This window comes from Streptomyces sp. NPDC020801 (assembly GCF_044334385.1).
In the GTDB taxonomy this organism is placed as follows: domain Bacteria; phylum Actinomycetota; class Actinomycetes; order Streptomycetales; family Streptomycetaceae; genus Streptomyces.
This window is the reverse complement of sequence record NZ_JBIRST010000029.1, coordinates 20,221-44,435: the sequence shown is the minus strand read 5'-3', so window position 1 is coordinate 44,435 and position 24,215 is coordinate 20,221. Positions and strand designations below refer to the sequence as shown.

21 protein-coding genes and 1 pseudogene are annotated in these 24,215 nt (G+C 73.4%); 10 read left to right on the top strand and 12 right to left on the bottom strand.

Annotation, left to right across the window (positions count from 1 at the left end):
- Nucleotides 1-17: 17 nt before the first annotated feature.
- Nucleotides 18-1,232 carry an acetyl-CoA C-acetyltransferase gene (locus ACH4UM_RS36825; protein ID WP_398189418.1) on the bottom strand — a complete coding sequence of 405 codons (1,215 nt, stop codon included), beginning with the start codon at nt 1,230-1,232 and terminating at the stop codon, nt 18-20.
- A gap of 67 nt (nt 1,233-1,299) precedes the next feature.
- Nucleotides 1,300-2,442: a CaiB/BaiF CoA transferase family protein gene (locus ACH4UM_RS36820; RefSeq protein WP_398189415.1), complete on the bottom strand. Its 1,143-nt coding sequence runs from the start codon at nt 2,440-2,442 to the stop codon at nt 1,300-1,302.
- Between the two features lie 203 nt (nt 2,443-2,645).
- Between ACH4UM_RS36820 and ACH4UM_RS36815 the strand changes: the two genes are divergently transcribed.
- Nucleotides 2,646-3,824, top strand: coding sequence for a saccharopine dehydrogenase family protein (locus ACH4UM_RS36815; RefSeq protein WP_398189413.1), 1,179 nt, complete (start codon nt 2,646-2,648; stop codon nt 3,822-3,824).
- 63 nt (nt 3,825-3,887) lie between these two features.
- Here ACH4UM_RS36815 and mmpA read toward each other — a convergent pair whose 3' ends face one another.
- From mmpA to ACH4UM_RS36795, 4 genes are all read right to left on the bottom strand, one after another.
- On the bottom strand, nt 3,888-4,034 hold the full coding sequence (mmpA, locus tag ACH4UM_RS36810; protein ID WP_398189411.1) for a morphogenic membrane protein MmpA: 147 nt from the start codon (nt 4,032-4,034) through the stop codon (nt 3,888-3,890).
- Nucleotides 4,035-4,096: 62 nt separating this feature from the next.
- On the bottom strand, nt 4,097-4,819 hold the full coding sequence (locus ACH4UM_RS36805) for an endonuclease V (protein ID WP_398189409.1): 723 nt from the start codon (nt 4,817-4,819) through the stop codon (nt 4,097-4,099).
- Between the two features lie 97 nt (nt 4,820-4,916).
- Nucleotides 4,917-5,243: a plasmid stabilization protein gene (locus tag ACH4UM_RS36800; RefSeq protein ID WP_398189407.1), complete on the bottom strand. Its 327-nt coding sequence runs from the start codon at nt 5,241-5,243 to the stop codon at nt 4,917-4,919.
- A gap of 71 nt (nt 5,244-5,314) precedes the next feature.
- Nucleotides 5,315-6,442, bottom strand: a complete 1,128-nt coding sequence (locus ACH4UM_RS36795) for a WD40/YVTN/BNR-like repeat-containing protein (RefSeq protein ID WP_398189404.1) — start codon at nt 6,440-6,442, stop codon at nt 5,315-5,317.
- A 222-nt stretch (nt 6,443-6,664) separates the two neighbouring features.
- Between ACH4UM_RS36795 and ACH4UM_RS36790 the strand changes: the two genes are divergently transcribed.
- Nucleotides 6,665-7,081, top strand: coding sequence for an SsgA family sporulation/cell division regulator (locus tag ACH4UM_RS36790; RefSeq protein ID WP_398189402.1), 417 nt, complete (start codon nt 6,665-6,667; stop codon nt 7,079-7,081).
- A 91-nt stretch (nt 7,082-7,172) separates the two neighbouring features.
- Here ACH4UM_RS36790 and ACH4UM_RS36785 read toward each other — a convergent pair whose 3' ends face one another.
- Entirely contained in the window at nt 7,173-7,844 is a 672-nt protein-coding gene (locus ACH4UM_RS36785; protein WP_398189399.1) for a GPP34 family phosphoprotein, read from the bottom strand.
- A 318-nt stretch (nt 7,845-8,162) separates the two neighbouring features.
- Between ACH4UM_RS36785 and ACH4UM_RS36780 the strand changes: the two genes are divergently transcribed.
- The 3 genes from ACH4UM_RS36780 (at nt 8,163) to ACH4UM_RS36770 (ending at nt 12,000) form a co-directional block, all read left to right on the top strand.
- Nucleotides 8,163-9,788, top strand: a complete 1,626-nt coding sequence (locus ACH4UM_RS36780) for an ABC-F family ATP-binding cassette domain-containing protein (RefSeq protein ID WP_398189396.1) — start codon at nt 8,163-8,165, stop codon at nt 9,786-9,788.
- Between the two features lie 224 nt (nt 9,789-10,012).
- Nucleotides 10,013-10,789, top strand: coding sequence for a dimethylargininase (gene ddaH / locus ACH4UM_RS36775; protein ID WP_398189393.1), 777 nt, complete (start codon nt 10,013-10,015; stop codon nt 10,787-10,789).
- Between the two features lie 236 nt (nt 10,790-11,025).
- A complete protein-coding gene (locus tag ACH4UM_RS36770) occupies nt 11,026-12,000 on the top strand; it encodes an acyl-ACP desaturase (RefSeq protein WP_398189391.1) in 975 nt (324 codons plus the stop codon).
- A 28-nt stretch (nt 12,001-12,028) separates the two neighbouring features.
- On the opposite strand, the gene ACH4UM_RS36765 is transcribed toward ACH4UM_RS36770, so the two are convergent.
- Complete coding sequence (locus ACH4UM_RS36765) at nt 12,029-12,274, bottom strand: WhiB family transcriptional regulator (protein WP_398189388.1); 246 nt, start codon at nt 12,272-12,274, stop codon at nt 12,029-12,031.
- A 220-nt stretch (nt 12,275-12,494) separates the two neighbouring features.
- On the opposite strand from ACH4UM_RS36765, the gene ACH4UM_RS36760 reads away from it, so the two are divergent.
- Nucleotides 12,495-13,286 carry a VOC family protein gene (locus ACH4UM_RS36760; protein WP_398189386.1) on the top strand — a complete coding sequence of 264 codons (792 nt, stop codon included), beginning with the start codon at nt 12,495-12,497 and terminating at the stop codon, nt 13,284-13,286.
- Nucleotides 13,287-13,330: 44 nt separating this feature from the next.
- Here ACH4UM_RS36760 and ACH4UM_RS36755 read toward each other — a convergent pair whose 3' ends face one another.
- Together ACH4UM_RS36755 and ligD are read right to left on the bottom strand one after the other, a co-directional pair.
- On the bottom strand, nt 13,331-14,368 hold the full coding sequence (locus ACH4UM_RS36755; RefSeq protein ID WP_398189383.1) for a LacI family DNA-binding transcriptional regulator: 1,038 nt from the start codon (nt 14,366-14,368) through the stop codon (nt 13,331-13,333).
- 133 nt (nt 14,369-14,501) lie between these two features.
- Nucleotides 14,502-15,527 carry a non-homologous end-joining DNA ligase gene (gene ligD / locus ACH4UM_RS36750; protein WP_398189380.1) on the bottom strand — a complete coding sequence of 342 codons (1,026 nt, stop codon included), beginning with the start codon at nt 15,525-15,527 and terminating at the stop codon, nt 14,502-14,504.
- Between the two features lie 75 nt (nt 15,528-15,602).
- Between ligD and ACH4UM_RS36745 the strand changes: the two genes are divergently transcribed.
- Nucleotides 15,603-16,673, top strand: coding sequence for an ATP-dependent DNA ligase (locus ACH4UM_RS36745; RefSeq protein WP_398189377.1), 1,071 nt, complete (start codon nt 15,603-15,605; stop codon nt 16,671-16,673).
- A gap of 13 nt (nt 16,674-16,686) precedes the next feature.
- On the opposite strand, the gene ACH4UM_RS36740 is transcribed toward ACH4UM_RS36745, so the two are convergent.
- On the bottom strand, nt 16,687-17,877 hold the full coding sequence (locus tag ACH4UM_RS36740; protein WP_398189374.1) for a zinc-dependent alcohol dehydrogenase: 1,191 nt from the start codon (nt 17,875-17,877) through the stop codon (nt 16,687-16,689).
- Nucleotides 17,878-18,091: 214 nt separating this feature from the next.
- On the opposite strand from ACH4UM_RS36740, the gene ACH4UM_RS36735 reads away from it, so the two are divergent.
- Together ACH4UM_RS36735 and ACH4UM_RS36730 are read left to right on the top strand one after the other, a co-directional pair.
- The gene (locus tag ACH4UM_RS36735; protein WP_398189371.1) at nt 18,092-19,069 is read left to right on the top strand and encodes a DUF3048 domain-containing protein; all 978 of its coding nucleotides are present in this window, start codon (nt 18,092-18,094) and stop codon (nt 19,067-19,069) included.
- Nucleotides 19,070-19,073: 4 nt separating this feature from the next.
- Nucleotides 19,074-19,379, top strand: a pseudogene (locus ACH4UM_RS36730) (carboxymuconolactone decarboxylase family protein); the annotation flags it as partial.
- Nucleotides 19,380-19,688: 309 nt separating this feature from the next.
- On the opposite strand, the gene ACH4UM_RS36725 reads toward ACH4UM_RS36730, so the two are convergent.
- A complete protein-coding gene (locus ACH4UM_RS36725) occupies nt 19,689-22,367 on the bottom strand; it encodes an ATP-binding protein (RefSeq protein WP_398189369.1) in 2,679 nt (892 codons plus the stop codon).
- A gap of 630 nt (nt 22,368-22,997) precedes the next feature.
- On the opposite strand from ACH4UM_RS36725, the gene ACH4UM_RS36720 reads away from it, so the two are divergent.
- Nucleotides 22,998-24,101, top strand: coding sequence for a DUF2510 domain-containing protein (locus ACH4UM_RS36720; RefSeq protein ID WP_398189366.1), 1,104 nt, complete (start codon nt 22,998-23,000; stop codon nt 24,099-24,101).
- The last annotated feature ends 114 nt before the right edge of the window (nt 24,102-24,215 follow it).

Sequence of the window (24,215 nt, the reverse complement as noted above, 5' to 3'; positions counted from 1 at the left end):
GGCGCCGCTGGGATGGATCAGACGCGCTCGACGATCGTGGCGATGCCCATGCCGCCGCCCACGCACAGCGTGGCGAGGCCGTAGCGCTTGTCCTGGCGCTCCAGTTCGTCGACGAGGGTGCCGAGGATCATCGCGCCGGTGGCGCCGAGCGGATGGCCGAGGGCGATGGCGCCGCCGTTGACGTTGACCTTGTCCAGGGACAGGCCCATGTCCTTCACAAAACGCAGCACGACCGCCGCGAAGGCCTCGTTGATCTCGACGAGGTCGATGTCGTCGATGGTCAGGCCGGCCTTGGCGAGCGCCTTGCGGGTGGCGGGGGCGGGCCCGGTGAGCATGATGGTGGGCTCGGAGCCGGAGACGGCGGCGGAGACGATCCGCGCGCGCGGCCGCAGCCCGTGGCGCTCGCCGACCTCCCTGGAGCCGATGGCGACCAGCGAGGCGCCGTCCACGATGCCGGAGGAGTTGCCGGCGTGGTGGACGTGGTCGATCTTCTCCACCCAGTGGTACTTCTGCAGGGCGACGGCGTCGAAGCCGCCGAGCTCGCCGATGTCGGCGAAGGACGGCTTCAGCTTGGCGAGCGAGTCCGCGGTGGTGCCGGGGCGGGGGTGCTCGTCGCGGTCGAGGACGACCAGGCCGTTGCGGTCCTTCACCGGGACCACGGACCGGTCGAAGCGGCCGTCCTTCCAGGCGGCGGCCGCGCGCTCCTGGGACAGGGCCGCGTACTCGTCGACGTCGCGCCGGGTGAAGCCCTCGATGGTGGCGATCAGGTCGGCGCCGATGCCCTGGGGCACGAAGTTGACGGCGAGGTTGGTCATCGGGTCGTTGAACCAGGCGCCGCCGTCGGAGGCCATGGGCACCCTGGACATCGACTCGACGCCGCCCGCGAGAACCAGGTCCTCCCAGCCCGAGCGCACCTTGGCCGCGGCCAGGTTCACGGCCTCCAGGCCCGAGGCACAGAAGCGGTTCTCCTGCACGCCGGCCACCGTGTCCGGCAGCCCCGCCGCGATCGCGGCGATCCGGGCGATGTCGGAGCCCTGGTCGCCGACGGGGCCGACGACGCCGAGCACGACGTCGTCGACCGCTGCCGGGTCGAGGTCCGGGAAGCGGTCACGGATCTCGTGGATGAGTCCGACGACCAGGTCGATGGGCTTGGTGCCGTGCAGGGCGCCGCCAGCCTTGCCACGCCCGCGCGGGGTGCGGATCGCGTCGTACACGTACGCTTCGGTGCTCACTGACAAGCCTTTCAATGAGGGTTTTGTCGGGGGATGGTCTTGAGAATGCGTCAGCGCCGTATGCCCATCAGGCACCGTCCTCGAGGAGTGCGGGCAGGTCCCAGTCGCGGGCCACGTCCGCCGTGTCCGCGCCCGGCCGGGCGGGGGCGGTGCGGACGGCGGTCGGGGTGGTCGAGAAGCGGGGCGCCGGGGCCGGCTGGGTGATGCCGGTGTGGTCGGTGAAGGTTCCGCGGGCGGCCAGGTGCGGGTGGTGCGGGGCCTCGCGCAGCGAGAGCACGGGCGCCACGCAGGCGTCGGAGCCCTCGAAGACGGCCGTCCACTCCTCGCGGGTACGGGAGGCGAAGCGGCCGGCGACCGCCTCACGCAGTTCACCCCATCGGGTGACGTCCGTCCGTGCCCCGGCGTACTTGTCCGCGAGGCCGAGCCGGTCGGTGAACTCCTCGTAGAACTGGGGCTCGAGGGCGCCGACCGCCATGTACCCGCCGTCGGCGGTCTCGTAGGTGCCGTAGTACGGGCATCCGCCGTCCAGGAGGTTGGACCCGCGGCGGTCCTGCCAGGCGCCGGCCGCGAGCATGCCGTGGATCATCGCGGCCAGATGCGCGGCACCGTCGACGATGGCGGCGTCCACAACCTGTCCTGCGCCGGTCGCGCGCGCGTGGTGCAGGGCGGCGAGGACCCCGACGACGAGGTAGAGCGAGCCGCCGGCGTAGTCGCCGAGGATGTTGGCGGGGACGGCCGGGGGCTCGTCCGGCCTGCCGATCAGGCCGAGGGTGCCGGTGACGGCGACGTAGGCGATGTCGTGTCCGGCGCGGGGGGAGAGCGGGCCGTCCTGGCCCCAGCCGGTCATCCGGCCGTAGACGAGCCGGGGGTTGCGGGAGTGGCAGGCCTCGGGGCCGACGCCGAGGCGCTCGGCGACACCCGGGCGGTAGCCCTCGATCAGGATGTCGGCGCGCTCGGCGAGGTCCAGGACGCGGGCGGGGCCGTCCGGGGACTTCAGGTCGGCGACCACCGACCGTTTGTTGCGGTTGGTGATGTCGCGGGCGGGGTCGATGCCGAGTACGGCGCCGCCGGGGCGGTCCACCCGGACCACGTCGGCGCCCAGGTCGGCCAGCAGCATCCCGGCGAACGGGCCCGGGCCGATGCCGGCCAGCTCGACCACGCGCACACCGGTGAGCGGGCCGTGCCGCCCCGCCGCCTTGGCCGTTGCCATCCAGCCCCCTTGCTTTTGACACAACTGATGTAACACCGACGATGCTAAGAACGTGTTCCACCGGACACAAGCCCTGGGCGAGCAAGCGCTTAGCCAAGTCGTGCCCGGCGCCCGCCCGACGGCACCCCTCGCGTCCGGGCCCCGCACCCTCACGCTAGCCTCGGCCACCGACAGCGGCGCGGGCTGCGGAAGCGAGGGGTGTCATGAGCAGGCCGAACAGGACCGACCGTCCGTACGACGTCGTGCTCTTCGGAGCCACCGGCTTCGTGGGTGCGCTCACCGCGGAGTACCTGGCCGCGCACGCGCCCGGGGGGCTGCGCTGGGCGATCGCCGGCCGCAGCGAACGGAAGCTGCGGGCACTGCGCGAGCGGCTGCCCGGCGGCGCGTCCGTAGGAGTGCTGCGCGCCGACGTGGCCGACCCGGCCTCACTGCGCGAACTCGCCGGGCACACGCGCGTGCTCGCCACCACCGTGGGTCCGTACGTGACCTACGGCGAGGAGCTCGTCGCCGCCTGCGCGGACCTCGGCACGGACTACCTGGACCTGACCGGCGAGCCGGAGTTCGTCGACCTGGTGTACGTCCGGCACGACACACGCGCGCGGGAGACCGGATCGCGGCTGGTGCACGCCTGCGGGTTCGACTCGGTACCGCACGACCTGGGCGTGTACTTCACCGTCCAGCAGCTTCCCGAGGGGGTGCCGCTGACCGTGGACGGGTTCGTGCGCGCGGACGCAGGCTTCTCGGGCGGGACCTTCGCTTCGGCGCTCAACCAGTTCGCGCGCCCGCTGCGGATGCGGGCCGCCGCGCGGGACCGCGCCCGGCACGAACCCCGGCTGGTGGGCCGGCGGGTGTCCGCGCCGGCGGCAGCGCCGCGATTCGCCGGAGAGGTCGGCGCCTGGGCACTGCCGTTGCCGACCATCGACCCGCAGATCGTGCTGCGCTCCGCGCGGGCGCTGGAACGCTACGGCCCCGACTTCCGCTACCGCCACTACGCCGCCGTCAGGCACCTGCCCGTCGCGGTGGGCGGAGCGGCGGCCGTGGGCACGCTGGTGGCCGCGGCCCAGGTGCCGCCCGCGCGGCGCTGGTTGTCCGGCCGCCTGCGGCCGGGCCAGGGGCCGAGCGCCGAGCAGCGGGCGCGGAGCTGGTTCTCGGTGCGCTTCGTGGGCGAGGGCGGTGGCCGGCGTGTGCTCACCGAGGTGGCCGGCGGCGACCCCGGATACGACGAGACGGCGAAGATGTTCGCGGAGTCCGCCCTGTCCCTCGCCCTCGACGACCTGCCGCGGACGGCCGGCCAGGTCACGACGGCCGTGGCGATGGGCGACGCGCTGATCGGCCGACTGCGCGCGGCCGGCCTCACCTTCCGCGTAGCGGCGACCCGTTAGGTCCTGTCACGGCAGATCCCGTCCGGCAGATCCTCTACGGCGATTCCCGCCGGGTCCCGGCCGCTACAGCGACCATCCGGCCACCGTGCAGATCATCCCGCCTATCCAGTCGAGCCCCGCCAGCGCGGCGAGGATCAGGGCGGCGTTCAGGGCGCGCTCGACGGGCCGGCCGGGGTCGGCGAGGGGCTTCGGGGAACGGTGTGTCGTCATGCGGCACAGCCTGCCGACGGGGCCACGGCGGCCACATCCGTACGGGTACTCAGACTCCGTACTCAGTGCGCACGGTGTGGTGTACCCTGCGCGTCCGTCGCCGTCGCCTCCCGCAGGGCCCGGCGGCACAGGGCGTCGGCCCTGCGCGTCGTCTCCGGCAGGCGGTGGGCGGGGGTGAGGGCCAGGGTGAGGGCGCAGGCGTTGTCCAGGGTCGTCCGGTGGCCCACGGAGACGAAGACCGGCTTGACGCCGTCGCGGGTGCGCAGGGCGCGGCCGACCTCCTCGGTGCCGGCGAGCAGCGGGGCGGCGCTGCCACGCGGGGCGGCCGGGTCGTCGTAGGTGAAGGTGAAGGGGTTCTTGGCGACGCCGATGGTCGGCAGTCCGGTCAGGACGCCGAGGTGGCTCGCCAGGCCGAAGCGGCGCGGGTGGGCCAGGCCGTAGCCGTCGCACACGACCACGCCGGGCGGGCAGGGCAGGGCGTCCAGCGCGGCCAGCACGGTGGGGATCTCACGGAAGGCCAGCAGTCCGGGCACGTAGGGGAAGGAGATCCGGCCCACGGCGGTGGCCTCGGCGACGACCCGCAGCGTGGCCGCGTCCAGCACGACGGCCGCGGCCGCGACGACGTCCCGCTCGTCGTCGTAGGCGACGTCGACCCCGGTGACGCGCCCCGCCCCGGGCGGCGGGCCCGTCTCGTCCAGCACCACCTGCCCGCGCAACTCGTCCTGCACGGCCAGGGCCTGATCCTCGGTCACGGGCCAGCCCGCGGGGATGCGTACGGTCGTCATGGTGACGCCGAGCCTACGGTCCGGGCGGCGCCGGACAGGAGGCGGGGCGGGCCCGCCGCCGTGGGCGGATGCGGGCCCGCCCCGCGCGGGGTCCCGGTCAGCCCCTGCCCAGCGCCTGCTGGAGCTGGTGCTTGTTCATGTCCGAGCGGCCGTGGATGTTGCGCCGCCTGGCCTCCTCGTAGAGCTGGTCGTAGGTGGGGCCCCCGGAGCCCCGGCCCGACCGCTGGCCACCCCTCCTGCCGGAGGACATGTCCTGTATCGACGAGCGGCCGGCCGTCTTCGACTCGCCGGAGCGGGCGCGCTCCTTGTTCACCGTGCGCGCGGCGATCTCCTTGGCGCGCTCGGTGCTCTCCCCCCGGTCCTGCGCGCTCTTCCTGATGTGCTCGTACTGACGCTCCCGCTTGGAACTGGAACCGCGTGGCATGCCGTTCACTTCCTCTCTGTGCAATGAACGGATACCCGCATTCTGGATCAGTTCGTCATATCGGGCGATATTCAGTCCTCCAGTCGAGCGACACGCCCCTGCTCCCCCGCTGCCCAGCAACCCCCGTCCGACGCGCAGTCGACGGTGTCGTACGAGCCGTTGTCGACGGTCCGCCAGGTGCGGCCGCCGTCGGTGGTGAGGTCGGTTCCGGTGGGACCGACGGCGAGGGCGGCGGCGCGGGTGTGCGGGAGCCAGGCGGCGCCGGAGCGGTAGGCGGGCGGCGGCGTGACGGAGGGCCGCCAGGTGCGACCGCCGTCCGGTGTCGTGGCGGACGCCCGCGGTGACGTCCGGCCGGGGCGGTAGTCGCCGCCGACCGCGAGGCCGTGGACGCGGTCGCGGAAGGCGAGCGCGAAGACCCCCTTGGCCGGATCACCCGCGGGGATCGGCGTGTCGGTGGCGCTCCAGTTCAGTCCGCGGTCCGCGGAGTGCAGCACGCGCGCGCGTGCGCCTCCGCCGGTGGCGAGCCAGACGTCGTGCGGCCCCGCGGCGACCAGGCACTGGCCGCTCGCGGCGAAGCCGGCCTCCCCGTCCAGCGCCGCGGGCATGCCCCGGCCGGGGAGCACCTTCCAGGAGCGTCCGCCGTCACCGGTCGACAGGATGCGGAACCGGCCGTCCACCGGGTCGCTCATCGCCAGCCCGTGGCGGTGGTCGAAGAAGGTGAGGCAGTCGTAGAAGGCATGCGCGTCGGTGTTGCGGAAGGACTCCGTCCAGGTCGTTCCGCCGTCGTCGGTGCGGTAGACGCGGGACGCCTCGCCCTCGCCGATGGCCAGAACGACGGCCCGCCGCGCGTCGAACGCCTCGATGTCCCGGAACTGCAGGTCCGCCGCACCCGGCGGTGAGACGTTCCGCCAGCTCGCCCCGCCGTCGGTGGTCCGCAGCACCGTGCCGCCGGTTCCGGCCACCCAGGCGGTACGGCGGCCGACCGCGGACAGGCCGCGGAAGCGGACCCCGGGCGTGCCGGTGTCCTTGAGCCGCCAGTGCGGCGACCCGCCCTGCTGACCGCGCGTCTGCTTCTGACCGGGCCCCGGCCCGGGTCCGACCGCCCGTGCGGGTACGGCCGCCAGCGCGGCCAGCACCGCGCCACCCGCGACCGCGGCCACCAGCCGTCTCGTTCGCAGCGTGCTCCCCAAGCGCCTCATGGCGGGCGAAGCTAGCCGACCGGCCGGGCGGCGTCCAGACGGCCGGAGGCGCCCAACTGGCGCCTCCTGCACGGCAGGAGAGCCGTGTCACGGCTGTGAGTGAGCGCGGTGACAGAGGTCACTCGTTTACGGTGTGCACGGATTGGCTGATTCCGACGTCTCCTTCAATGCCCGGCCTCATCCACCCGGACGTTCGTCCAGCCGTCACAAGGGAGCAAGGCGTTGTCCACCCTCATCGAGCAGCCCGTGGAGGCACGCCTGGTCGCCGCCGCGCCGCGGATGCCCAGCATTCCCGCCACGCTGCACTACGACCGGAGCGACCCGTTCGCCGTCCGCATGACCTTCCCCGCCCCGGCCACGCTCGAGGGTGTGGAGGTCTGCTGGACCTTCGCCCGCGACCTGCTCACCGCCGGTCTGCAGGAGCCCCAGGGCCACGGCGACGTGCGCGTACGGCCGTACGGCTACGACCGCACCGTCCTGGAGTTCCACGCCCCCGAGGGCACCGCCGTGGTGCATGTCCGCAGCGGCGAGATACGGCGGTTCCTGCAGGCCACGAGCGAGCTGGTGCCGGTCGGCCTGGAGCATCTGCAACTCGACCTGGACCGCGACCTGGCCGAGCTGATGCGCGACGCCTGCTGAGGCACCGGCTGAACCGACGGCCTCCGACCGTCCCGGGTCGACGGCCCCGGGGACGAGGACGCACGGGTGTGCACGGGCCGGGCGGAACCCGTCAGCCGCCCGCCGGCGCCGAGGCCGCCGCGGCGGCCACGACCACGGCAGTACGGACCTCGTGGACGACCCCGCGCAGAGCGGGGGCCGCCGCTCCACTGCGCTCGGTCAGTTCCTCGATGCGCCGCCTGTGGCGTCTGCGGTCCCTGCCGGGCACCAGCGTGCGCAGTTCGGCGGCGGCCGCGAGTGCGACGACGGCCGCGTCGCGTTCGGACACCCGCACGGCCGGCAGCGCTCCCTCGAGCACCTGGCGCGCCTCCTCGCGCAACGCGTCCACCACGGCGACGCGTTCCAGTGCGTACTCCACCGACGGGAAGATCCCGAACACGCGCCGCTTCTCGGCGCGCAGATATCCCTCGGCGGCCAGCTGCTCCCGCACGGCCACCAGGGTGAACCGGGCCCGCAGCGTCACCCAGGTCTTCCAGCGGCGCGGCCGCGACTCCCGTACGAGGTCGAGAAGCCCGTCGAGCACCGCGTCACCGGTGCGGGCGTCCAGGTCGACCGGCGTGGCGATGCCGTCGTCGTCGACGAGCAGACCGCGCTGGGCCAGCTCCGTGAGGGCGCCGGCCCGGACCAGGTGGTGCAGATGGGCGGCGCCGGTGATGCGCAGCCGGGTGGTGTCCCAGGCCAGCAGATACAGCCGGGCCGGCAGCGAGAGCGAGCCGTTGGGCACGGGGCCTCCTTCGGGCGGTGGGTTCGGGGCCCACGCCATATTCGTTGACAGCCGCACTGCCCCCTCATACGGTGTACAGCGGTCCTGTTGCCGTCGATTGGAGAAGGACGTTGCTCGTCTGAGGTCCTGAGACACCGCCTCACACCGCTGAAGGTGTGTGCGCCGCGTGCGACCTCGGCGTCCGAGCCGTCCTGAAGGAAGTCCGGCCCAGGGCTCTTCTCATGCCCCGTCGCTCCTCTCCTACACGGTGAGCCCTCGCCTCGCGGTGTCTCGACACGCGTTTGCCCCTGACCGCACCACGCAACCGCGAGGCCGCCCATGACCGCATCCATCACCTGTACCTCCCTGTCCTTCGCCTGGCCCGACGGCAGTCCCGTCCTCACCGGCCTCGACGTCTCCTTCGGCCCCGGCCGGACCGGCCTCGTCGGCGCCAACGGCTCGGGCAAGTCCACCCTGCTGAAACTCGTCGCGGGCGAGCTCGCCCCCTGCGACGGCACCGTCCGCGTCGTCGGCGAGGTCGGACACCTCCCGCAGAACGCCACACTCGACACCGCCCTGCGCGTCGACGAGGCGCTCGGCATCGCCGCACGGCGGGCCGCGCTGCACGCCATCGAGGCCGGTGACGCCTCCGACGAGCACTTCGAGGCCGTCGGTGACGGCTGGGACGTGGAGGAGCGCGCGCTGGCCACCCTCGGCGAGCTCGGGCTCGGCCACCTCGGACTGGACCGCACCGTCGGCGAGGTCTCGGGCGGGGAGTCCGTGCTGCTGCGGCTGGCCGCGCTGCTGCTGCGCCGGCCGGACGTCCTGCTGCTGGACGAGCCGACCAACAACCTCGACCTGTACGCGCGCCGGCGGCTCCACGCGGCCGTCGCGGCCTGGCCGGGCGTGCTGGTCGTGGTCAGTCATGACCGCGAACTGCTGGAGGCCGTCGACCAGATCGCCGACCTGCGCTCCGGGGAGGTCACCTGGTACGGCGGCAACTTCTCGGCCTACGAGGAGGCCCTGGCCACCGAGCAGGAGGCCGCCGAGCGCATGGTGCGCGTCGCCGGGGCCGACTTCCGCAAGCAGAAGCGCGAGCTCGCCGACGCCCAGGTCAAGCTGGCCCGGCGCAAGCGGTACGGCCAGAAGATGTGGGACAGCAAGCGCGAACCGAAGATCGTCATGGGTGCCCGCAAGCGGGCGGCACAGGAGTCCGCGGGCAAGCACCGCATCCTGCACGAGGAGAAGCTCGCCGAGGCCAGGGAGCGGCTGGACGAGGCCGTGGAGGCGGTACGGGACGACGAGGAGATCCGCGTCGACCTGCCGCACACGGCCGTACCGCCGGGCCGCGGCGTCCTCACGCTGCGGGACCTGCAGCCGGTGTACGGCGCGCGCGTGGACGGCGGATTCGAGCTGCGCGGCCCGGAGCGCGTGGCGCTGGTCGGCCGCAACGGCGCCGGCAAGACGACCCTGCTGCGCACCGTCGCCGGGGAGCTGGCACCGGTGTCGGGCGAGGTTGCGGCGCACGTCCCGCTGCGCTTCCTGCCGCAGCGCCTCGACGTCCTCGACGGCGAGCTGAGCGTCGCCGAGAACGTGGCCCGGTTCGCGCCGGGCGCCACCAACAACCGGATCCGGGCCCGCCTGGCCCGCTTCCTGTTCCGGGGAGCCCGGGCCGACCAGAAGGCGGCGACGCTGTCCGGCGGCGAACGCTTCCGGGCGGCGCTGGCCGCGCTGATGCTGGCCGAGCCCGCGCCGCAGCTGCTGCTGCTCGACGAGCCGACCAACAACCTGGACATGGCGAGCGTGCGCCGGCTGACGACCGCCCTGGAGTCCTACGAGGGCGCGCTGATCGTGGCCGGCCACGACCTGCCGTTCCTCAGGTCGATCGGCATCACACGCTGGCTGCTGCTGGAGGAGGGAGGACTGAGGGAGACCACCGGGGAAGCCGTCGCAGACCCCTCCTAGGTCGCTCCCGGGTCGCGTCTGGCCCCTCGCTTCGGACCAGCGTCCCCCGCCCGGCGGGAATCGTCGGCCACGGCCCGGCTCCCGCCCGGCCGTGGCCGTGCGCATCTCAGGAGGGCCACAGCCCGGCAGGAGGGTTTTGTCCGCGCGGGCGGTTGGCGCATGATGGCCAACCGGTGCGGTCCCGTCCGCGCCCCAAGACACCCCGCCGATACGAAAGGCCCGTCGTGCCCAGCAAGAAGGCCCTCGTCCGCCGCCCCGGCCCGCGCCTCGCCGAAGGGCTGGTGACGCATATCGAGCGGGAGAAGGTCGACGTCGAGCTCGCGCTGCGGCAGTGGGAGGAATACGTCGAGGCGCTGCGCGCGCACGGCTGGGAGACGATCGAGGTGGACCCGGCCGAGGACTGCCCCGACTCCGTGTTCGTCGAGGACACGGTCGTCATGTACCGGAACGTCGCGCTGATCACCCGGCCCGGCGCCGAGTCCCGGCGCGCGGAGACGGCCGGGGTCGAGGAGGCGGTGGCGCGCCTGGGCTGCTCGGTGAACTGGATCTGGGAGCCGGGCACGCTGGACGGCGGGGACGTCCTGAAGGTCGGCGACACCATCTACGTCGGCCGCGGCGGGCGCACCAACGCGGCCGGCGTGCAGCAGCTGCGGGCCGCGTTCGAACCGCTCGGGGCACGGGTCGTCGCCGTCCCGGTGAGCAAGGTGCTGCATCTGAAGTCGGCGGTGACGGCGCTGCCCGACGGCACCGTCATCGGCCACATCCCGAAGGTGGACACGCCGTCGCTGTACCCGCGCTTCCTGCCGGTGCCCGAGGAGTCCGGCGGGCATGTGGTGCTGCTCGGCGGCAGCCGGCTGCTGATGGCGGCGAGCGCGCCGAAGACCGCGGAGCTGCTCGGCGACCTCGGCTTCGAGCCGGTCCTGGTGGACATCGGCGAGTTCGAGAAGCTTGAGGGATGTGTGACGTGCCTCTCGGTGCGGCTGCGGGAGCTGTACGTCTGACCGGCCGACCGGATCACCTCACCGGCCCCGGACCTGCAATCCCCGGACCTTCGCACACTTGTCTCAACTCCCGCATGCGAGCGGTCTGATCAGCAATCTTTACGGCGAACTTAACCTACGGCTTCGTAACCTACGGGTTCGTAGCCTACGATCCCGTAGGTTCCCGGCACCGCTCGCCGGTCGTTCCGCCCGTTCCGTCTGCCTTCCGTATCCTTGCGCGTCCCCCTGGAGTTCCCGTGACGATCACCTCCTCTCCCCTCGGCAGCCCGTCCACCTGGACCGACGCGCGGCTGCTGCACGCGCTGGAGGAAGTGGTCGAGCAGGAGCTGAACCGGCATCTGAAGGTCGCCAAGGACTGGATGCCGCACGAGTACGTGCCGTGGAGCGAGGGCCGCAACTTCCCCGGACTCTTCGACGACGGCGAGGCCTGGGAGAAGGAGCAGTCCAAGGTCACGGAGATCGGCCGCATCGCCCTCGTCGTCAACCTGCTGACCGAGGACAACCTGCCCAGCTACCACCACGAGATCGCCACCCTCTTCGGCCGCGACGGCGCCTGGGGCACCTGGGTGCACCGCTGGACCGCCGAGGAGGGCCGGCACGGCATCGTGATGCGCGACTACCTGCTCGCCTCGCGCGCGGTCGACCCGGACAAGCTGGAGCAGTTCCGCATGGCGCACATGAGCGAGGGGTTCGAGTCCGACAACCGTCACTCGATGCTGCACTCGGTCGCCTACGTCGCCTTCCAGGAGCTCGCCACCCGCATCTCGCACCGCAACACCGGCCACCAGTCCGGCGACCCGGTGTGCGACCGGATGCTGACGCGCATCGCGACCGACGAGAACCTGCACATGGTCTTCTACCGCAATCTGCTCAAGGCGGCGTTCGAGATCGCGCCCGACCTGACCATGCAGGCGGTGCGGGACGTGGTGGTGAACTTCCGGATGCCGGGCCACGGCATCCCGGGCTTCGAGCGGGCGGCGGCCCAGATGGCCATCGGCGAGGTCTACAACCTGCGCATCCACCACGACGACGTGCTCCAGCCGGTGCTCCGCTTCCTCAAGGTCATGGAGATCGGTGGCCTCGGCCCCGAGGGCCTCAAGGCGCAGGAGGAGCTGGGCCTGTTCATGGGCGGCCTGGACGCGGAGGCCCTGAAGTTCGACGAGAAGCTGGCCGCGCGCAAGGCACGGATGGCGGCCCGGGCCGGCGGCTGACCCGCCGCCCGGCGCGGGGCCCGTGGCGCTACCGGGCCACCCTCCGGAGTGCCAGCCGTTCCTTTTCGGACAGGCCGCCCCAGACGCCGAAGCGTTCGTCGTTCTCCAGTGCGTACTCCAGACAGGCCGGGCGCATCTCGCACATCCCGCAGATGCGCTTCGCCTCACGCACCGAGCTGCCCGGCTCGGGAAAGAAGAAGTCGGCCCCGGTCTGCGCGCACAGGGCCTGTGCCTGCCAGGCGGTGTCGGCCGGGGTGATCGTGTCGAAGTGCATGCGCCCGATCGTGCCGGGCGGTGAAAAACGTTCGATCAACGCGGGATCAACGCGGCGCCGCGGGGCGTCGTGGCCGTACCGACGATGGACCCGCCCGCGCGCCGGCGCACGGCGGCGCGCGGGACGGACGCGGGACGTGGCGGGCTCCGGCAGCGGTTGTCAGTGGGCGGTGCAAGACTCGGCAGTGCAGACAACCGGGCCCCTTCGAAGGAGGGCAAGGATGCTCACCACCCGTTTCGTCAACGGCGCCCCGAACTGGATCGATGTCGGCACCTCCGACATCGGCGGCGCCCGCTCCTTCTACGGCGGGCTCTTCGGCTGGACGTTCCAGTCGGCGGGCCCCGAGGCCGGCGGCTACGGCTTCTTCCAGCTGGACGGCCGGACCGTGGCCGGCGGAATGCAGACCACGGCGGAGCAGGGCCCGCCCTCCTGGACCGTGTACTTCCAGAGCGCCGACGCGGAGGCGACCGCCAAGGCCGCCGAGCAGGCGCACGGCAATGTGCTGGTGCGGCCCATGGACGTGATGGGCCAGGGGCACATGGCGGTGCTCGCCGACGAGGCCGGCGTGCCGTTCGGCATCTGGCAGCCGGGGCAGACCAAGGGCGTGGACACGGCCGGCGAGCCGGGCTCGCTGTGCTGGGTCGAGCTGTACACGCCGGACATCGCCGCCGCGGCCGCCTTCTACAACAAGGTGCTGGGCCTGGAGACCTCGGCGGTGCCCTTCCCCGGCGGCACATACACGTGCGTGAACCCCGCCGAGGGCGGCGAGGACGCCATGTTCGGCGGCATCGTGCCGCTCGCCGACGACCCGGTCGAGGCCAGGACCGGCGCGTACTGGCTGCCGTACTTCGAGGTCACCGACGTCGACGCCGTCGTCGCCAGGGCCGGGGAATTGGGCGGTTCGGTCCGCAGGGCCGCCGTCGACATCCCGGGCGTGGGCCGCATCGCCAGGCTCGCCGACCCCTACGGGGCCCGCTTCGCGGTGATCAGGAGCGCGCCGCAGCAGCCGTGAGGTGAACACGAAAGCGGCAGGCCGCGGACGGCCCCGAAGGACTACTAGGCCGAGGCGCGCCGTACCAGTGTCGTCGGCAGGACGACACTGCGCGGTACGCCTCCCACGCCCGTCTCGGCGTTCTGCCGGTCGAGGCCGCGCAGGAGGAGACGGGCCATCAGCCGGCCCATCTCCTCTATGTCCTGGCGGACGGTCGTCAGCGGCGGGTCGGTCTGCTCGGCGACGGGCAGCATGTCGTCGAAGCCGACCACGGCGACGTCCTCGGGCACCCGCAGCCCGCGCTCGCGCAGGACACGCAGGGCGCCCGAGGCGGTGAGGTCGTTGGCGGCGAACACGGCGTCCAGGCCGGGGCAGCGGTCCAGGAGTTCACGCATGGCGCGCTCGCCGCCGGCGGGGGTGAAGTCGCTCTCCACGATCAGACGGGGATCGGCGTCGACCATCACGTCCCGGAAGCCGTCGAGCCGGTCCACGGCCGAGGTCTGGTCGAGGGCGCCGGTGATGTGCCCGATCCGGGTGCGGCCGAGTCCGACGAGGTGCCGTACGGCCTCCCGGGCCCCGCCCCGGTTGTCGCTGTCGACGTAGACGGCCCCGCCCAAGCCGTCGCTCCAGCCGGGCCGTCCGCCGAACACGGTGGGCACCCCGGCGCTCTGGATCAGGCCCGGCAGCGGGTCGTCGAGGTGGAGGGAGAAGACGAGCGCGCCGTCGACGTGACCGCCCGCGAGGTAGCGCCCGACCCGGGCGTGGTCGTCCCGCCCCTCGGTCAGCAGCAGTACGAGCTGGGCGTCGTGGGCCGTCAGTTCCTTGCTGATCCCACGCAGTTGCAGTCCGAAGAAGGGGTCGGCGAAGACGCGGGTCTCCGGCTCCGCGATGACGACGGCGACGGCGTCGTGGCGCTTGGTCACCAGGCTGCGGGCCGCCTGGTTGGGCACGTAGCCGAGTTCCTCCACGGCCTGCCGGACCCGCTCGGCGAGCGGCTCCCTGACCCCGTCCGAGCCGTTCACCACCCGGGACACGGTGGCCCGCGACACCCCCGCCCTCGCGGCCACGGCCTCCAAGGTGGGACGCGACGCTGTCTCGGTCACTTCGGCACTCCTCACCGGCGGTTGCGGATCAGGATAGCCCGGCGCCGGACACCGCCGTGAGAGCGCTCTCGGACCGAAAACGAGGAGCCGTGCAGGGAATGGGCGGTGCTCGGCCTCGGCTGAGGCCTGGCCGTCAACGGGCGGGCGGGTCCTGCTTCTTCGCCCGGCTCGGCTGTACCCGCTTCGGCTCGCCCGGCATCTTCGGGTGCTCGGGCGGGTAGGGCAGGTCGCCGAGGCCGTGGTCGCGTTCGTCCCGTGCGGCCAGTTCCAGCAGGGCTTCCAGGGAGAACGCGTGGTCGTCCATGTCGGCGTGCACGTCGCCCACTTCGGCGAAGCGGGCCGGCATGGTGGCCAGATCGAAGTCGCGGGGGTGGGCGTCGCCCACCTCCTCCCAGCGCAGCGGGGCCGAGACGGGTGCGTCGGGGCGGGGGCGCACCGAGTAGGCGGAGGCGATGGTGCGGTCGCGGGCGGTCTGGTTGTAGTCCAGGAAGATGCGGGCGCCCCGTTCCTCCTTCCACCACTTGATGGTCACCTGCTCGGGCATCCGGCGCTCCATCTCCCGGCCCACCGCGATGGCGGCCCGCCGCACCTGGGTGAAGGTCCAGCGCGGTTCGATGGGCACGAAGACGTGCAGACCGCGGCCGCCGGAGGTCTTGGGCCAGCCGCGCAGTCCCCCGAACTCCTCCAGCAGGGCGCGCAGTTCACGGGCGGCGCGGATGGCGTCGGCGTAGTCGGTGCCGGGCTGCGGGTCGAGGTCGATGCGCAGTTCGTCGGGGTGGTCGACGTCGTGACGCCGTACCGGCCAGGGGTGGAAGGTGAGCGTGCCGTACTGGGCGGCCCACACCACGGCGGCCTCCTCGGTGGGGCACATCTCGTCGGCGCTGCGGCCACTGGGGAAGGTGATGTGGGCGGTCGGGATCCAGTCGGGCATGCCCTTGGGCGCCCGCTTCTGGTAGAACCACTCGCCGGTGATGCCGTCGGGGTAGCGCTCCAGCGTGGTGGGACGGTCGCGCAGGGCGCGCAGGACACCCGGGGCGACCGCCTGGTAGTAGCGGGCGACGTCCAGCTTGGTGAATCCGCGCTCCGGGAAGAACACCTTGTCCGGGCTGGACAGCCGTACCGTCCGGCCGGCCACCTCCAGTTCCACCGCATCGCCCATGCGAGCCACGGTAGGCGTACCGCGCACACCTCGCACACCGGGCGAACACGGGCGGGTACGCGCAGAATCGATGCCATGGATCTGCCCGTGATGCCGCCCGTTAAGCCGATGCTCGCCAAGTCGGTGGCGAGGATCCCGCCGGGCATGCAGTACGAGGCGAAGTGGGACGGCTTCAGGGCGATCGTGTTCCGCGACGGCGACGAGGTCGAGCTCGGAAGCCGTACGGGCAAGCCGCTGACCAGGTACTTCCCCGAGCTGGTGGCGGCGCTGAAGGAGCGGGTGCCCGAGCGCTGCGTCCTGGACGGGGAGATCGTGATCGCCCGGGAGGGCCGGCTGGACTTCGACGCACTGACCGAGCGGATCCATCCCGCCGACACGCGGGTCCGGATGCTGGCGGAGCGGACCCCGTCCTCGTTCGTGGCCTTCGACCTGCTCGCGCTGGACGGCGGGTCGCTGCTGGACGTGCCCCTGTCCGACCGGCGAGCGCTGCTGGTCAGGGCGCTGGGCGGGGTCACGGCCCCGGTGTACGTGGCGCCGGCGACGACCGACATCGATGTGGCCCGGCAGTGGTTCGAGCAGTACGAGGGGGCGGGCCTCGACGGTGTCGTCGCCAAGCCGCTGGGCCTGCGCTATCTGCAGGACGAGCGTGCGATGTTCAAGGTCAAGCACGAACGCACGGCGGATGTGGTCGTGGCCGGCTACCGCCACCACAAGAGCGGTCCGGTCGTCGGCTCGTTGCTGCTCGGCCTGTACGACGACAAGGGGCGGCTCCAGCACGTCGGGGTGTCGGCCGCCTTCGCGATGAAACGGCGCGCCGAGCTGATCGAGGAACTGGAGCCGCTGCGGATGGACGATGTCGCCGGGCACCCGTGGGCGGCCTGGTCCGAGGAGGCGGCCCACGCATCGGCCCGGCTGCCGGGGGCGCCCAGCCGATGGTCGGGCAGGAAGGACCTGTCCTGGGTGCCGCTGAGGCCGGAGCGGGTGGCCGAGGTGGCGTACGACCACATGGAGAACGGCCGGCGGTTCCGGCACACGGCGCGCTTTTGCCGCTGGCGCCCGGACCGCACCCCGGAGAGCTGCACGTACGCCCAGCTGGAGGAGCCGGTCCGCTACGACCTCGCGGAGATCCTCGGCGCCCGCCCCTGACGCGCCCCGGTGCTCACGGGTGCATGACCACCTTGACGGCACCGTCCTGTTTGTGCTGGAACATCTCGTAGGCGTGCGCCGCGTCCGCCAGCGGCACCCGGTGCGTGGCGAAGTCGTCGACGCCCAGCGGGTCCGCGTCCGTCAGATAGGGCAGGATCTCCTCGCTCCAGCGGCGGACGTTGGCCTGGCCCATCCGCATCTGGATCTGCTTGTCGAACAAGGTGAGCATCGGCATCGGGTCGGCCGTGCCGCCGTAGACGCCGATCAGGGAGAGCGTGCCGCCACGGCGCACCAGCTCGATGGCGGTGTGGAGGGCGGCCAGCCGGTCCACGCTGAAGCGTTCGGCGAGCGGCCCGCTCAGCGCCCGCGGCATCGCCGCGGAGGCCTGCTGGATGAGCCGGGCGGCCGCGCTGCCGTGCGCCTCGGTGCCTACCGCGTCGATGACCGCGTCGGGACCGCGTCCGTCGGTCTCGTCGTGGATCGCGGCGACCAGTTCCTTCTCGTTGTCGAAACTGCGCAGGTTGTACGTCTCCACACCCCGCCGGCGCGCCCGGGCCAGCCGCTCCGGGACCAGGTCCACACCGAACACCCGTCCGGCGCCGCGGGCCTGCGCGACCCGGCAGGCCATGTCCCCGATCGGTCCGAGGCCCAGCACGGCCACGGTGCCACCCTGCGGCACATCGGCGTACGCGACCGCCTGCCAGGCGGTGGGCAGCACGTCGGAGAGGTAGACGAAACGGTCGTCGGGCGGGCCCTCGGGGACCTTGATCGGGCCGTAGTGCGCCTGCGGGACGCGCAGGTACTCGGCCTGGGCGCCCGGGACGGCGCCGTACAGGCGGGTGTAGCCGAACAGTGCGGCGCCCATGCCTTCGCTGGTGACCTGGGTGGTCTCGCACTGGGTCTGCAGTCCCGCGGAACACATGAAGCAGTGGCCGCAGGAGATCTGGAACGGTACGACCACCCGGTCGCCGGGTTTGAGGTTCGGCACCTTTGGGCCCACCTCCTCCACGATGCCCATGGGCTCGTGGCCGAGGATGTCGCCCGGCGTCATGAACGGGGTGAGCACCTCGTACAGGTGCAGGTCGGAGCCGCACAGTCCGGTCGAGGTGATCCGGATGACGGCGTCCGTCGGCTCCTGGATCTTCGGATCGGGGACGTCTTCCACCCGAACGTCGCGCTTGCCCTGCCAGGTCACTGCCTTCATTGCGGCGCGCTCCCTCCGTCGCCTTCCGTCTCCTGTGCGGCGCCCGGGTACCCGGGCGCCCACCTCCGAACCGCCGGGCACGTGCACGGCGGCACGTGGGCCGTCCGGCCCGGCGGAACGCGCGCGATGGGAACCGGGCGGGGATGGCCATGAATGAACCGATGAACACACAATCAAGGGACAACTCGACGGAGACGGGGCGGGAACGGTGGGCATGGGACGAAGATCGCGCGTGCGGCGCGCCGTGACGGCGGGGACGCTGCTGGCCGCCATGGCGTCGGCCGCCCTGGCGACGGGCTGTTCGACAGGGCACGGCCCGGCCGGGAACGGGCGGGGAAACACCCAGAGGCAGTCGCCGACGGCACCCCCGGGGCACACCGGCCCGGTACTCGCCGTCAAGATCGACAACGTGGCGCCGGCCCGGCCCCAGACGGGTCTGAACGCCGCCGACGTCGTCTATGCCGAGCAGGTGGAGGGCGGGCTGAGCCGGCTGATGGCCGTCTACGCCACACAGCTGCCGCCGGTCGTCGGGCCGGTGCGCAGCGCCCGCGAGTCCGACCTGGAGCTGCTGCGTCAGTTCGACCGCCCGGCCCTCGCCTTCTCCGGCGCGCAGACCAAGCTGCTGCCGCTGATCGATGCGGCCCCGGTGTCGGCCGTGCCGCCCGGGAAGAAGCCCGGCGCCTACTTCCGGGGCAGCGGCCGGGCGGCCCCGCACAACCTCTATGTGCGCCCGGGCCGGCTGCTCGCCTCCGCACCGGGAGCGGGCGCGCTGACCACCGGCTTCCACTACGGCGCGGCCCCCTCGGGCGGCCGCGCCGAGACCTCCCGCACGGTCCGCTACCCGGCGGCCCGCTTCACCTTCACCTGGTCCGAGCGGCGGCACGGCTGGCAGGTGGCGATGGACGGCAGGCCCACGGTGACGGCCGACGGCCGGCAGGTGACCCCGGCCACCGTGGTGGTGCAGCACGTGAAGGTGCGCAGATCCAGCCTGCACGACGTGCTCGGCAACTACACGCCGTACACCGAGACCGTGGGGTCGGGGAAGGCGGAGGTGCTGCGCGACGGGCGCGTCTGGGACGTCACCTGGAAGCGGCCGCGGGCGGCGGACGGCACCGCGTTCACGTCCGCCGACGGCACGGCCGTGAATTTCGCCCGCGGCCAGGTCTGGGTGGTCTTCGCCGCGCAGGGGTGACCCGGGGATGACAATGGCGCGGGGTGCGCGGGGGCCTTCGCGGTCAGGGCGGTGTGCCGAACGTGCTGGTCCATGCCCTGTACGAGCCTGGGGTCGGCGGCGAAGCATGATCACCGTGACGGCGTTGGTCGCGCACGGCCACTACGACGAACAGGCCATGCATGTGCGCGCGGCGCGCCGCAACGGGCTCACCCCCGAGGAGATCGGCGCGGTGCTGCTGCAGACCGCCGTGTACTGCGGGGTGCCGGCGGCGAACTCGGCCTTCGCGGTGGCCCAGCGGGTGCTGGCGGAGGAGTCCGGCGAAGGGTGACCCCGGGGGCCGTGACGTGTAGCGCCACCCCGGCGCCCGGGTCGCGGCCTGCGGTGGAGGCACGTCCACAGTGCTGATCGGCCGGTGCCGCGTCCGGCCTCGGCCGGTACGTCGCCGTCGAGCCGGTCCGCTCGGCCCGCGTCGTCCCGGACCACCGCCGCGACCCGGGCCGCACCGAGCGGCCGGCCCCGGAGCCGGGCTCGGGCCGCCACTTCGGCGGCACACGTCCTGCGCGGACGCACGAGGACGCCCCGCACCGGGGTGCGCAGCGGCCGGCGGCGGTGACCGGCCGGCTGCCCACGGTGTGAGTCACCGCAGTCCGCGCCCCGACTCCAGTACCTGCCGGGCCTGCGCCACCAGCCCGTCCGCGCCGCACGAACGCGCCAGCGCCAGACCCCGGTCGAGCTCGGCGACGGAGCGGGAGGCGATGCCGTACTCGACGCGGGCGGCGGCGTGCTCGTACTGGCACGGGGACGCCTCGAGGTAGGTGACGGCCTGGGCGGCCAGGCGGACCGCGCGCTGGCCGGTCTCCAGGGCGGCGGCGCAGCGCAGGGCCTCTCCTATCGCGGTGTCGGTCCCGAACCGCTCGGCCTGGCGGCGGTTGTCGGCGGCGAGGCGGCCGGCCCGGGCGGGGTCCTCGGTGGCGAGGGCGCGGGCGAGGTCGGCCGCCCAGGGCACCATCACCGGGTTGTGGTGGCCGCGGGCGGCCGCGGCCTTCTCGGCGGCCTCCAGTTCGTTGATGCCGTCCTTGGTGCGGCCGACGGCGAGGAGCAGCCGGCCGCGGACGCAACGCGGATCGGGGATCAGGATGGTGGCCGGGTAGGGCGGGGTGAAGCCGTACCGCTCGGCGACCTCCCAGGCCTCCTCGACATGACCGCGGGCGAGCAGAGTGTCGACGAGGTTGCAGGACGCGGTCCAGTACAGGGGAAGTCCGCGGCCGACCCGTTCGGCCAGGCGCAGCGACTCACGCAGGGCCGCCTCCGCCTCCCTGAGCCGGCCGCGCCTGCGGTGCCCGAGGCCGACATAGGCGTGTGCGAGGGCGAGGTGGCCACCGCTCCAGCCGGCGATCTCGTAGGTGCGCAGAGCCTCGGTGTAGAGGGCCTCGGCGCGGTCCAGGCGGTCGCAGTAGGCGTAGGCGCCGGCCAGCATCAGCAGCAGTTCGATGCCCCACTCGGTGTCGGTCCAGCCGAAACCGGGGGCGAGGCGGCCGTTGACGAGGGCGCGGTCGCAGACCTCGATGATCTCCTCGGCGTTCTCGCCGCGGGTCATGGCGTCGAAACCGCGCAGGATCAGCAGCGCGCGTTCGGCGTTGTCCCGTCCGGTGCAGCGGGCGGCGAGTTCGGCGAGCCGCTCGGAACGGTCCGGCGAACCGGTCTCGCCGGCGTGCAGGCCCTCCCACATGTACTGCACGGCCTGCAGCCGCAGCCGGGTGGGCCCCGGTTCGTGGCGGGCGGCCTCCGCCTCCACGGTGCGGACCGCCTCCTCCAGCTGGTTGTTGTGCAGCATCGCCTGGGACAGCCGCCAGACGGCGTCCACCCGGGTGTCGCCGTCGAGGCCGGGCATGCCCAGGGCCCGCTGGAGGTGCTCGATGGTGGTGGCGGGCGCGGTCAGCAGTGCGGCGCAGCCCAGCTCGTAGAGCACGCGCGCGTGCACCTCCGGGGTGGGCGGTTCCAGCAGGGCCCGTTCCAGACAGCGGCGGGCCGCGTCGGGGGCGCCGACGGCGAGGTGTTCGCGGGCGGCCTTGCGCAGTTGTTCGACGAGTTCCTCGTCGTCGTCCGGGTGGACCTGGAGCAGGTGCCGGGAGGCCGCGGCGGCACCGAGCCCGGAGTCCGAGACGACCTGGGCGGCGATGCCGTGCATGGCGGTGCGCAGCGCGTCCGGTATGGAGTTGTAGACGGCGGTGGCGATCAGCGGGTGCACGAACTCCAGGTCCCCGTCGTCGCCGTGCGAGGTCGCCGGGTCGGGTTTGGTGAGAATGCGGGCGCCGCGCAGCAGTTCGGCGCAGCGCACCGCGTCCTCGCGGCCCATGGTGGCCAGCCTGGCGACCAGGTCCACGGAGATGTCGGTGCCCAAGATGGCCGCGGCCCAGGCGAACCGGGTGGCGTCGATGCCAAGTTCCTCGAGGCGGGCGACGAGGCCGCCGCCACGGGCCGAGCGGTTCAGCGCGCGCAGCTCGCCGGCCTGGGCCTCGACCGGTTCGAGTTCGCTGTCCTGTACCTTGGCGAGCAGTTCGACGGTCTCGTAGGGGTTGCCGCCGGTGACCGCCCACACCTCGCGGCAGAACGGGGCGTCGGCGTGCGGGCCGAGGGTGGCGCGGGTCAGTCCGGCGGTGGCCTCGGGAGTGAGGGCGCTCAGCGTGCTCACCCCCGCGGCGGCGGCCACCGCGTCCAGCCGGCGGGCACTGTCCCCGGAGGCCTCGCCGGTCCGGCGGGCCACCACGACCAGCACGGACAGGTCGTCGAGGCGCTCGGCGAACGCGGCGAGCCAGCGCACGGTCTCCTCGTCGGCCCAGTGGGCGTCGTCGATCAGCAGGACCAGCGGCCACTCCCGCTTGGCGAGCCGGCGCACCGCGGCGACCAGGCCGTCGCACACGCCCTGCGGGTCCGCCTGCCGCGCGCCGGGTTCCGCGATGCCGAGGGCGGGTCCCGCGATGTCGTACCAGTCGCCGAGGTACTCGCGGGCCTCCTCGGGCATCAGCGACATGAGTGCCGGCTGCAGCAACTGCCGTACCACGTTGAAGGGTACGGACTTCAGGATCTCGCCGCCGCGTGCCGACCACACGGTGCAGCCGCGCTGCTGCGCGAGGCGGCGGATCTCGGCCAGGAGGGCGGTCTTGCCGAGCCCCGCCTCGCCCTGGACGACCAGCAGGCCGCCCGAGGACGAACGGTCGGCGCACAGGGTGTCGACCGCGCGCAGGACAGCGGTGACTTCCTCGTCGCGCTCCCACAGGGAAGCCGAGGCGGCCTCGTCCGGCCGTACCTCCGTCATCCCGCTACCTCCCCAAGTCGCCCGAACGACGTACAGATCTCGAGCGTAGCCCCCGGACCGCCGAAGTGGAGGGCGGACCGGGCACCTGTTGCCGTGACGGGTGACGGGTGGGGCGCCTGGGCGACGCGGCAGCCCCGCGACCTGCGCGGCGACGGCACCGGGATGTCAACGGGCGTAGCCGGGAAGCCGGTGCCCTCCGGGGCCGGACCGGCGCCCGGGCGGCGGGCACTGACGGCACGTCAGGCGTATGGGCCCAGGCGGGCCGGGGTGGGCATTGACGGTACGTCAGGCGCGGGACCCGGGTGGCGGGCTCATCGGGTACCGCCACAGCCGGAGGTGGCGCCGGTGGTGGCGCGGGGTGTGTACGGAGGGCCGGGCGGCGGGCCCCACTTTCCTGACGGGGTGTCTGCGCGGCGCGCGCACGGTGACGGACGCGCGTCGACGCCGTGCGGTCGACGGGCCCCACGGGTGTGATCGGCTCGGGCGGCCGGATGCGCACCGGCAGGCGCCGGCGTCCGCCGTACCCGGGGGACCGGCCTCCCGCTTCGCTTCGCCGGCGATGGCGTGCCCGGGCCGCCGGGGCCGGGTCCCTCTCATCCGGCTTTCACCGACGCCTCTTACGGTGGGGGCATGACGCAGGCGACTCCTCCCGGGTGGTACCCCGACCCCGGGCAGACTAGTGACGGCCCCGCCACCGAACGCTGGTGGGACGGTAGGGCATGGACGGACCGGACCCGCCCCGCCGGGTCGGCCGCCGTATGGGGTCCTCCGGGGCAGCAGCCGCCCGCCGGGGAGGTGTTCCCGGCCGCCCCGGCCGGTCAGGGCCATGCGACCCACCCGGGGCAGCCGGCCCATCCCGGGCAGCCTTTGTATCCGGGGCAGCCCGTGCATCCGGGGCAGCCCGTGCATCCGGGGTATCCCGCCCCTGCGCCGGCCGGTTCGCGCCGCGGTCTGCGCACGGGTGTCGCGGTCGCGGTGGCCGCGGCGGTGCTGGCGAGCATCGGGGCCGGCGTGTACGCGCTGACCAAGGGCGAGGGCACGGGCGGCGACCGCGCGGGGTCGCAGCAGGGCCGGGGCGGTCAGAGCGGCCCCGGCGGGCAGGAGGGTTCCGGCGGCCAGGGCGGTCCCTTCGGCGGCGGCAGCGGCGGGTCCGGGGGCTCCGGAGGCCGGTCGCCGGGGCCGGGGCGGTCCGCGGCGCCGAAGATCCGGAGCGGTTCGGTGACCGACGCGGCCAGCGGCATCAGCCTGCCCATTCCCGGCGGCTGGTACGGACAGCAGCTCACCGTGGGCGCCCAGGTCACCTCCGACGACTCCTACAAGTGCCCCGGAGACACCTCCCAGCAGTGCACCAAGGGCGGTGCGTACTCGGCGCCCGCCCTGGCGCTCGGCAGGCGGGACAGCACGGCCGAGCAGGTCGCGAAGGCGGACATAGCGGCCAACGCCGAGGAGTCCTACGGCGGCCGGACCTACGGCGGGATCACCTCGCACCAGGTGCTGTCCTCCAAGGCGGTGACCGTGGCCGGCCAGAAGGGTTATCTGGTCCGCTGGAAGGCGGTGACGGCGAAGGGCGCCGACGGCTATGTCGAGTCGCTGGCCTTCCCCTCGCCCGCGGACCCGCGGCGGCTGGTCGTCGTCCGCTTCGGTCTCGACGTGGGACAGAAGCAGTCCGTGATCGACGACATCACCCGGGGCATCAAGGTGTCCTCGGGCGGCGGCGACGGCCAGAACATCTGACCGGTCGCCGGACACGCGCCGACCGGGTGGGGTGCCCCTCCGCTCCAGAGGAACCCCACCCGGCCGGTGGTGCGCGCCGCCCCCGTCCCCACGGTGCGGCGCCGGCAGGTCACC

Excerpts from the sequence above, each read along its gene's own strand:
- ACH4UM_RS36820 (WP_398189415.1), bottom strand. The coding sequence starts at position 2,442 with ATGGCAACGGCCAAGGCGGCGGGGCGGCACGGCCCGCTCACCGGTGTG.
- ACH4UM_RS36815 (WP_398189413.1), top strand. The coding sequence starts at position 2,646 with ATGAGCAGGCCGAACAGGACCGACCGTCCGTACGACGTCGTGCTCTTC.
- mmpA (WP_398189411.1), bottom strand. The coding sequence starts at position 4,034 with ATGACGACACACCGTTCCCCGAAGCCCCTCGCCGACCCCGGCCGGCCC.
- ACH4UM_RS36805 (WP_398189409.1), bottom strand. The coding sequence starts at position 4,819 with ATGACGACCGTACGCATCCCCGCGGGCTGGCCCGTGACCGAGGATCAG.
- ACH4UM_RS36800 (WP_398189407.1), bottom strand. The coding sequence starts at position 5,243 with ATGCCACGCGGTTCCAGTTCCAAGCGGGAGCGTCAGTACGAGCACATC.
- ACH4UM_RS36795 (WP_398189404.1), bottom strand. The coding sequence starts at position 6,442 with ATGAGGCGCTTGGGGAGCACGCTGCGAACGAGACGGCTGGTGGCCGCG.
- ACH4UM_RS36780 (WP_398189396.1), top strand. The coding sequence starts at position 8,163 with ATGACCGCATCCATCACCTGTACCTCCCTGTCCTTCGCCTGGCCCGAC.
- ACH4UM_RS36765 (WP_398189388.1), bottom strand. The coding sequence starts at position 12,274 with ATGCACTTCGACACGATCACCCCGGCCGACACCGCCTGGCAGGCACAG.
- ACH4UM_RS36760 (WP_398189386.1), top strand. The coding sequence starts at position 12,495 with ATGCTCACCACCCGTTTCGTCAACGGCGCCCCGAACTGGATCGATGTC.
- ligD (WP_398189380.1), bottom strand. The coding sequence starts at position 15,527 with ATGGGCGATGCGGTGGAACTGGAGGTGGCCGGCCGGACGGTACGGCTG.
- ACH4UM_RS36745 (WP_398189377.1), top strand. The coding sequence starts at position 15,603 with ATGGATCTGCCCGTGATGCCGCCCGTTAAGCCGATGCTCGCCAAGTCG.
- ACH4UM_RS36740 (WP_398189374.1), bottom strand. The coding sequence starts at position 17,877 with ATGAAGGCAGTGACCTGGCAGGGCAAGCGCGACGTTCGGGTGGAAGAC.
- ACH4UM_RS36735 (WP_398189371.1), top strand. The coding sequence starts at position 18,092 with ATGGGACGAAGATCGCGCGTGCGGCGCGCCGTGACGGCGGGGACGCTG.
- ACH4UM_RS36725 (WP_398189369.1), bottom strand. The coding sequence starts at position 22,367 with ATGACGGAGGTACGGCCGGACGAGGCCGCCTCGGCTTCCCTGTGGGAG.
- ACH4UM_RS36720 (WP_398189366.1), top strand. The coding sequence starts at position 22,998 with ATGACGCAGGCGACTCCTCCCGGGTGGTACCCCGACCCCGGGCAGACT.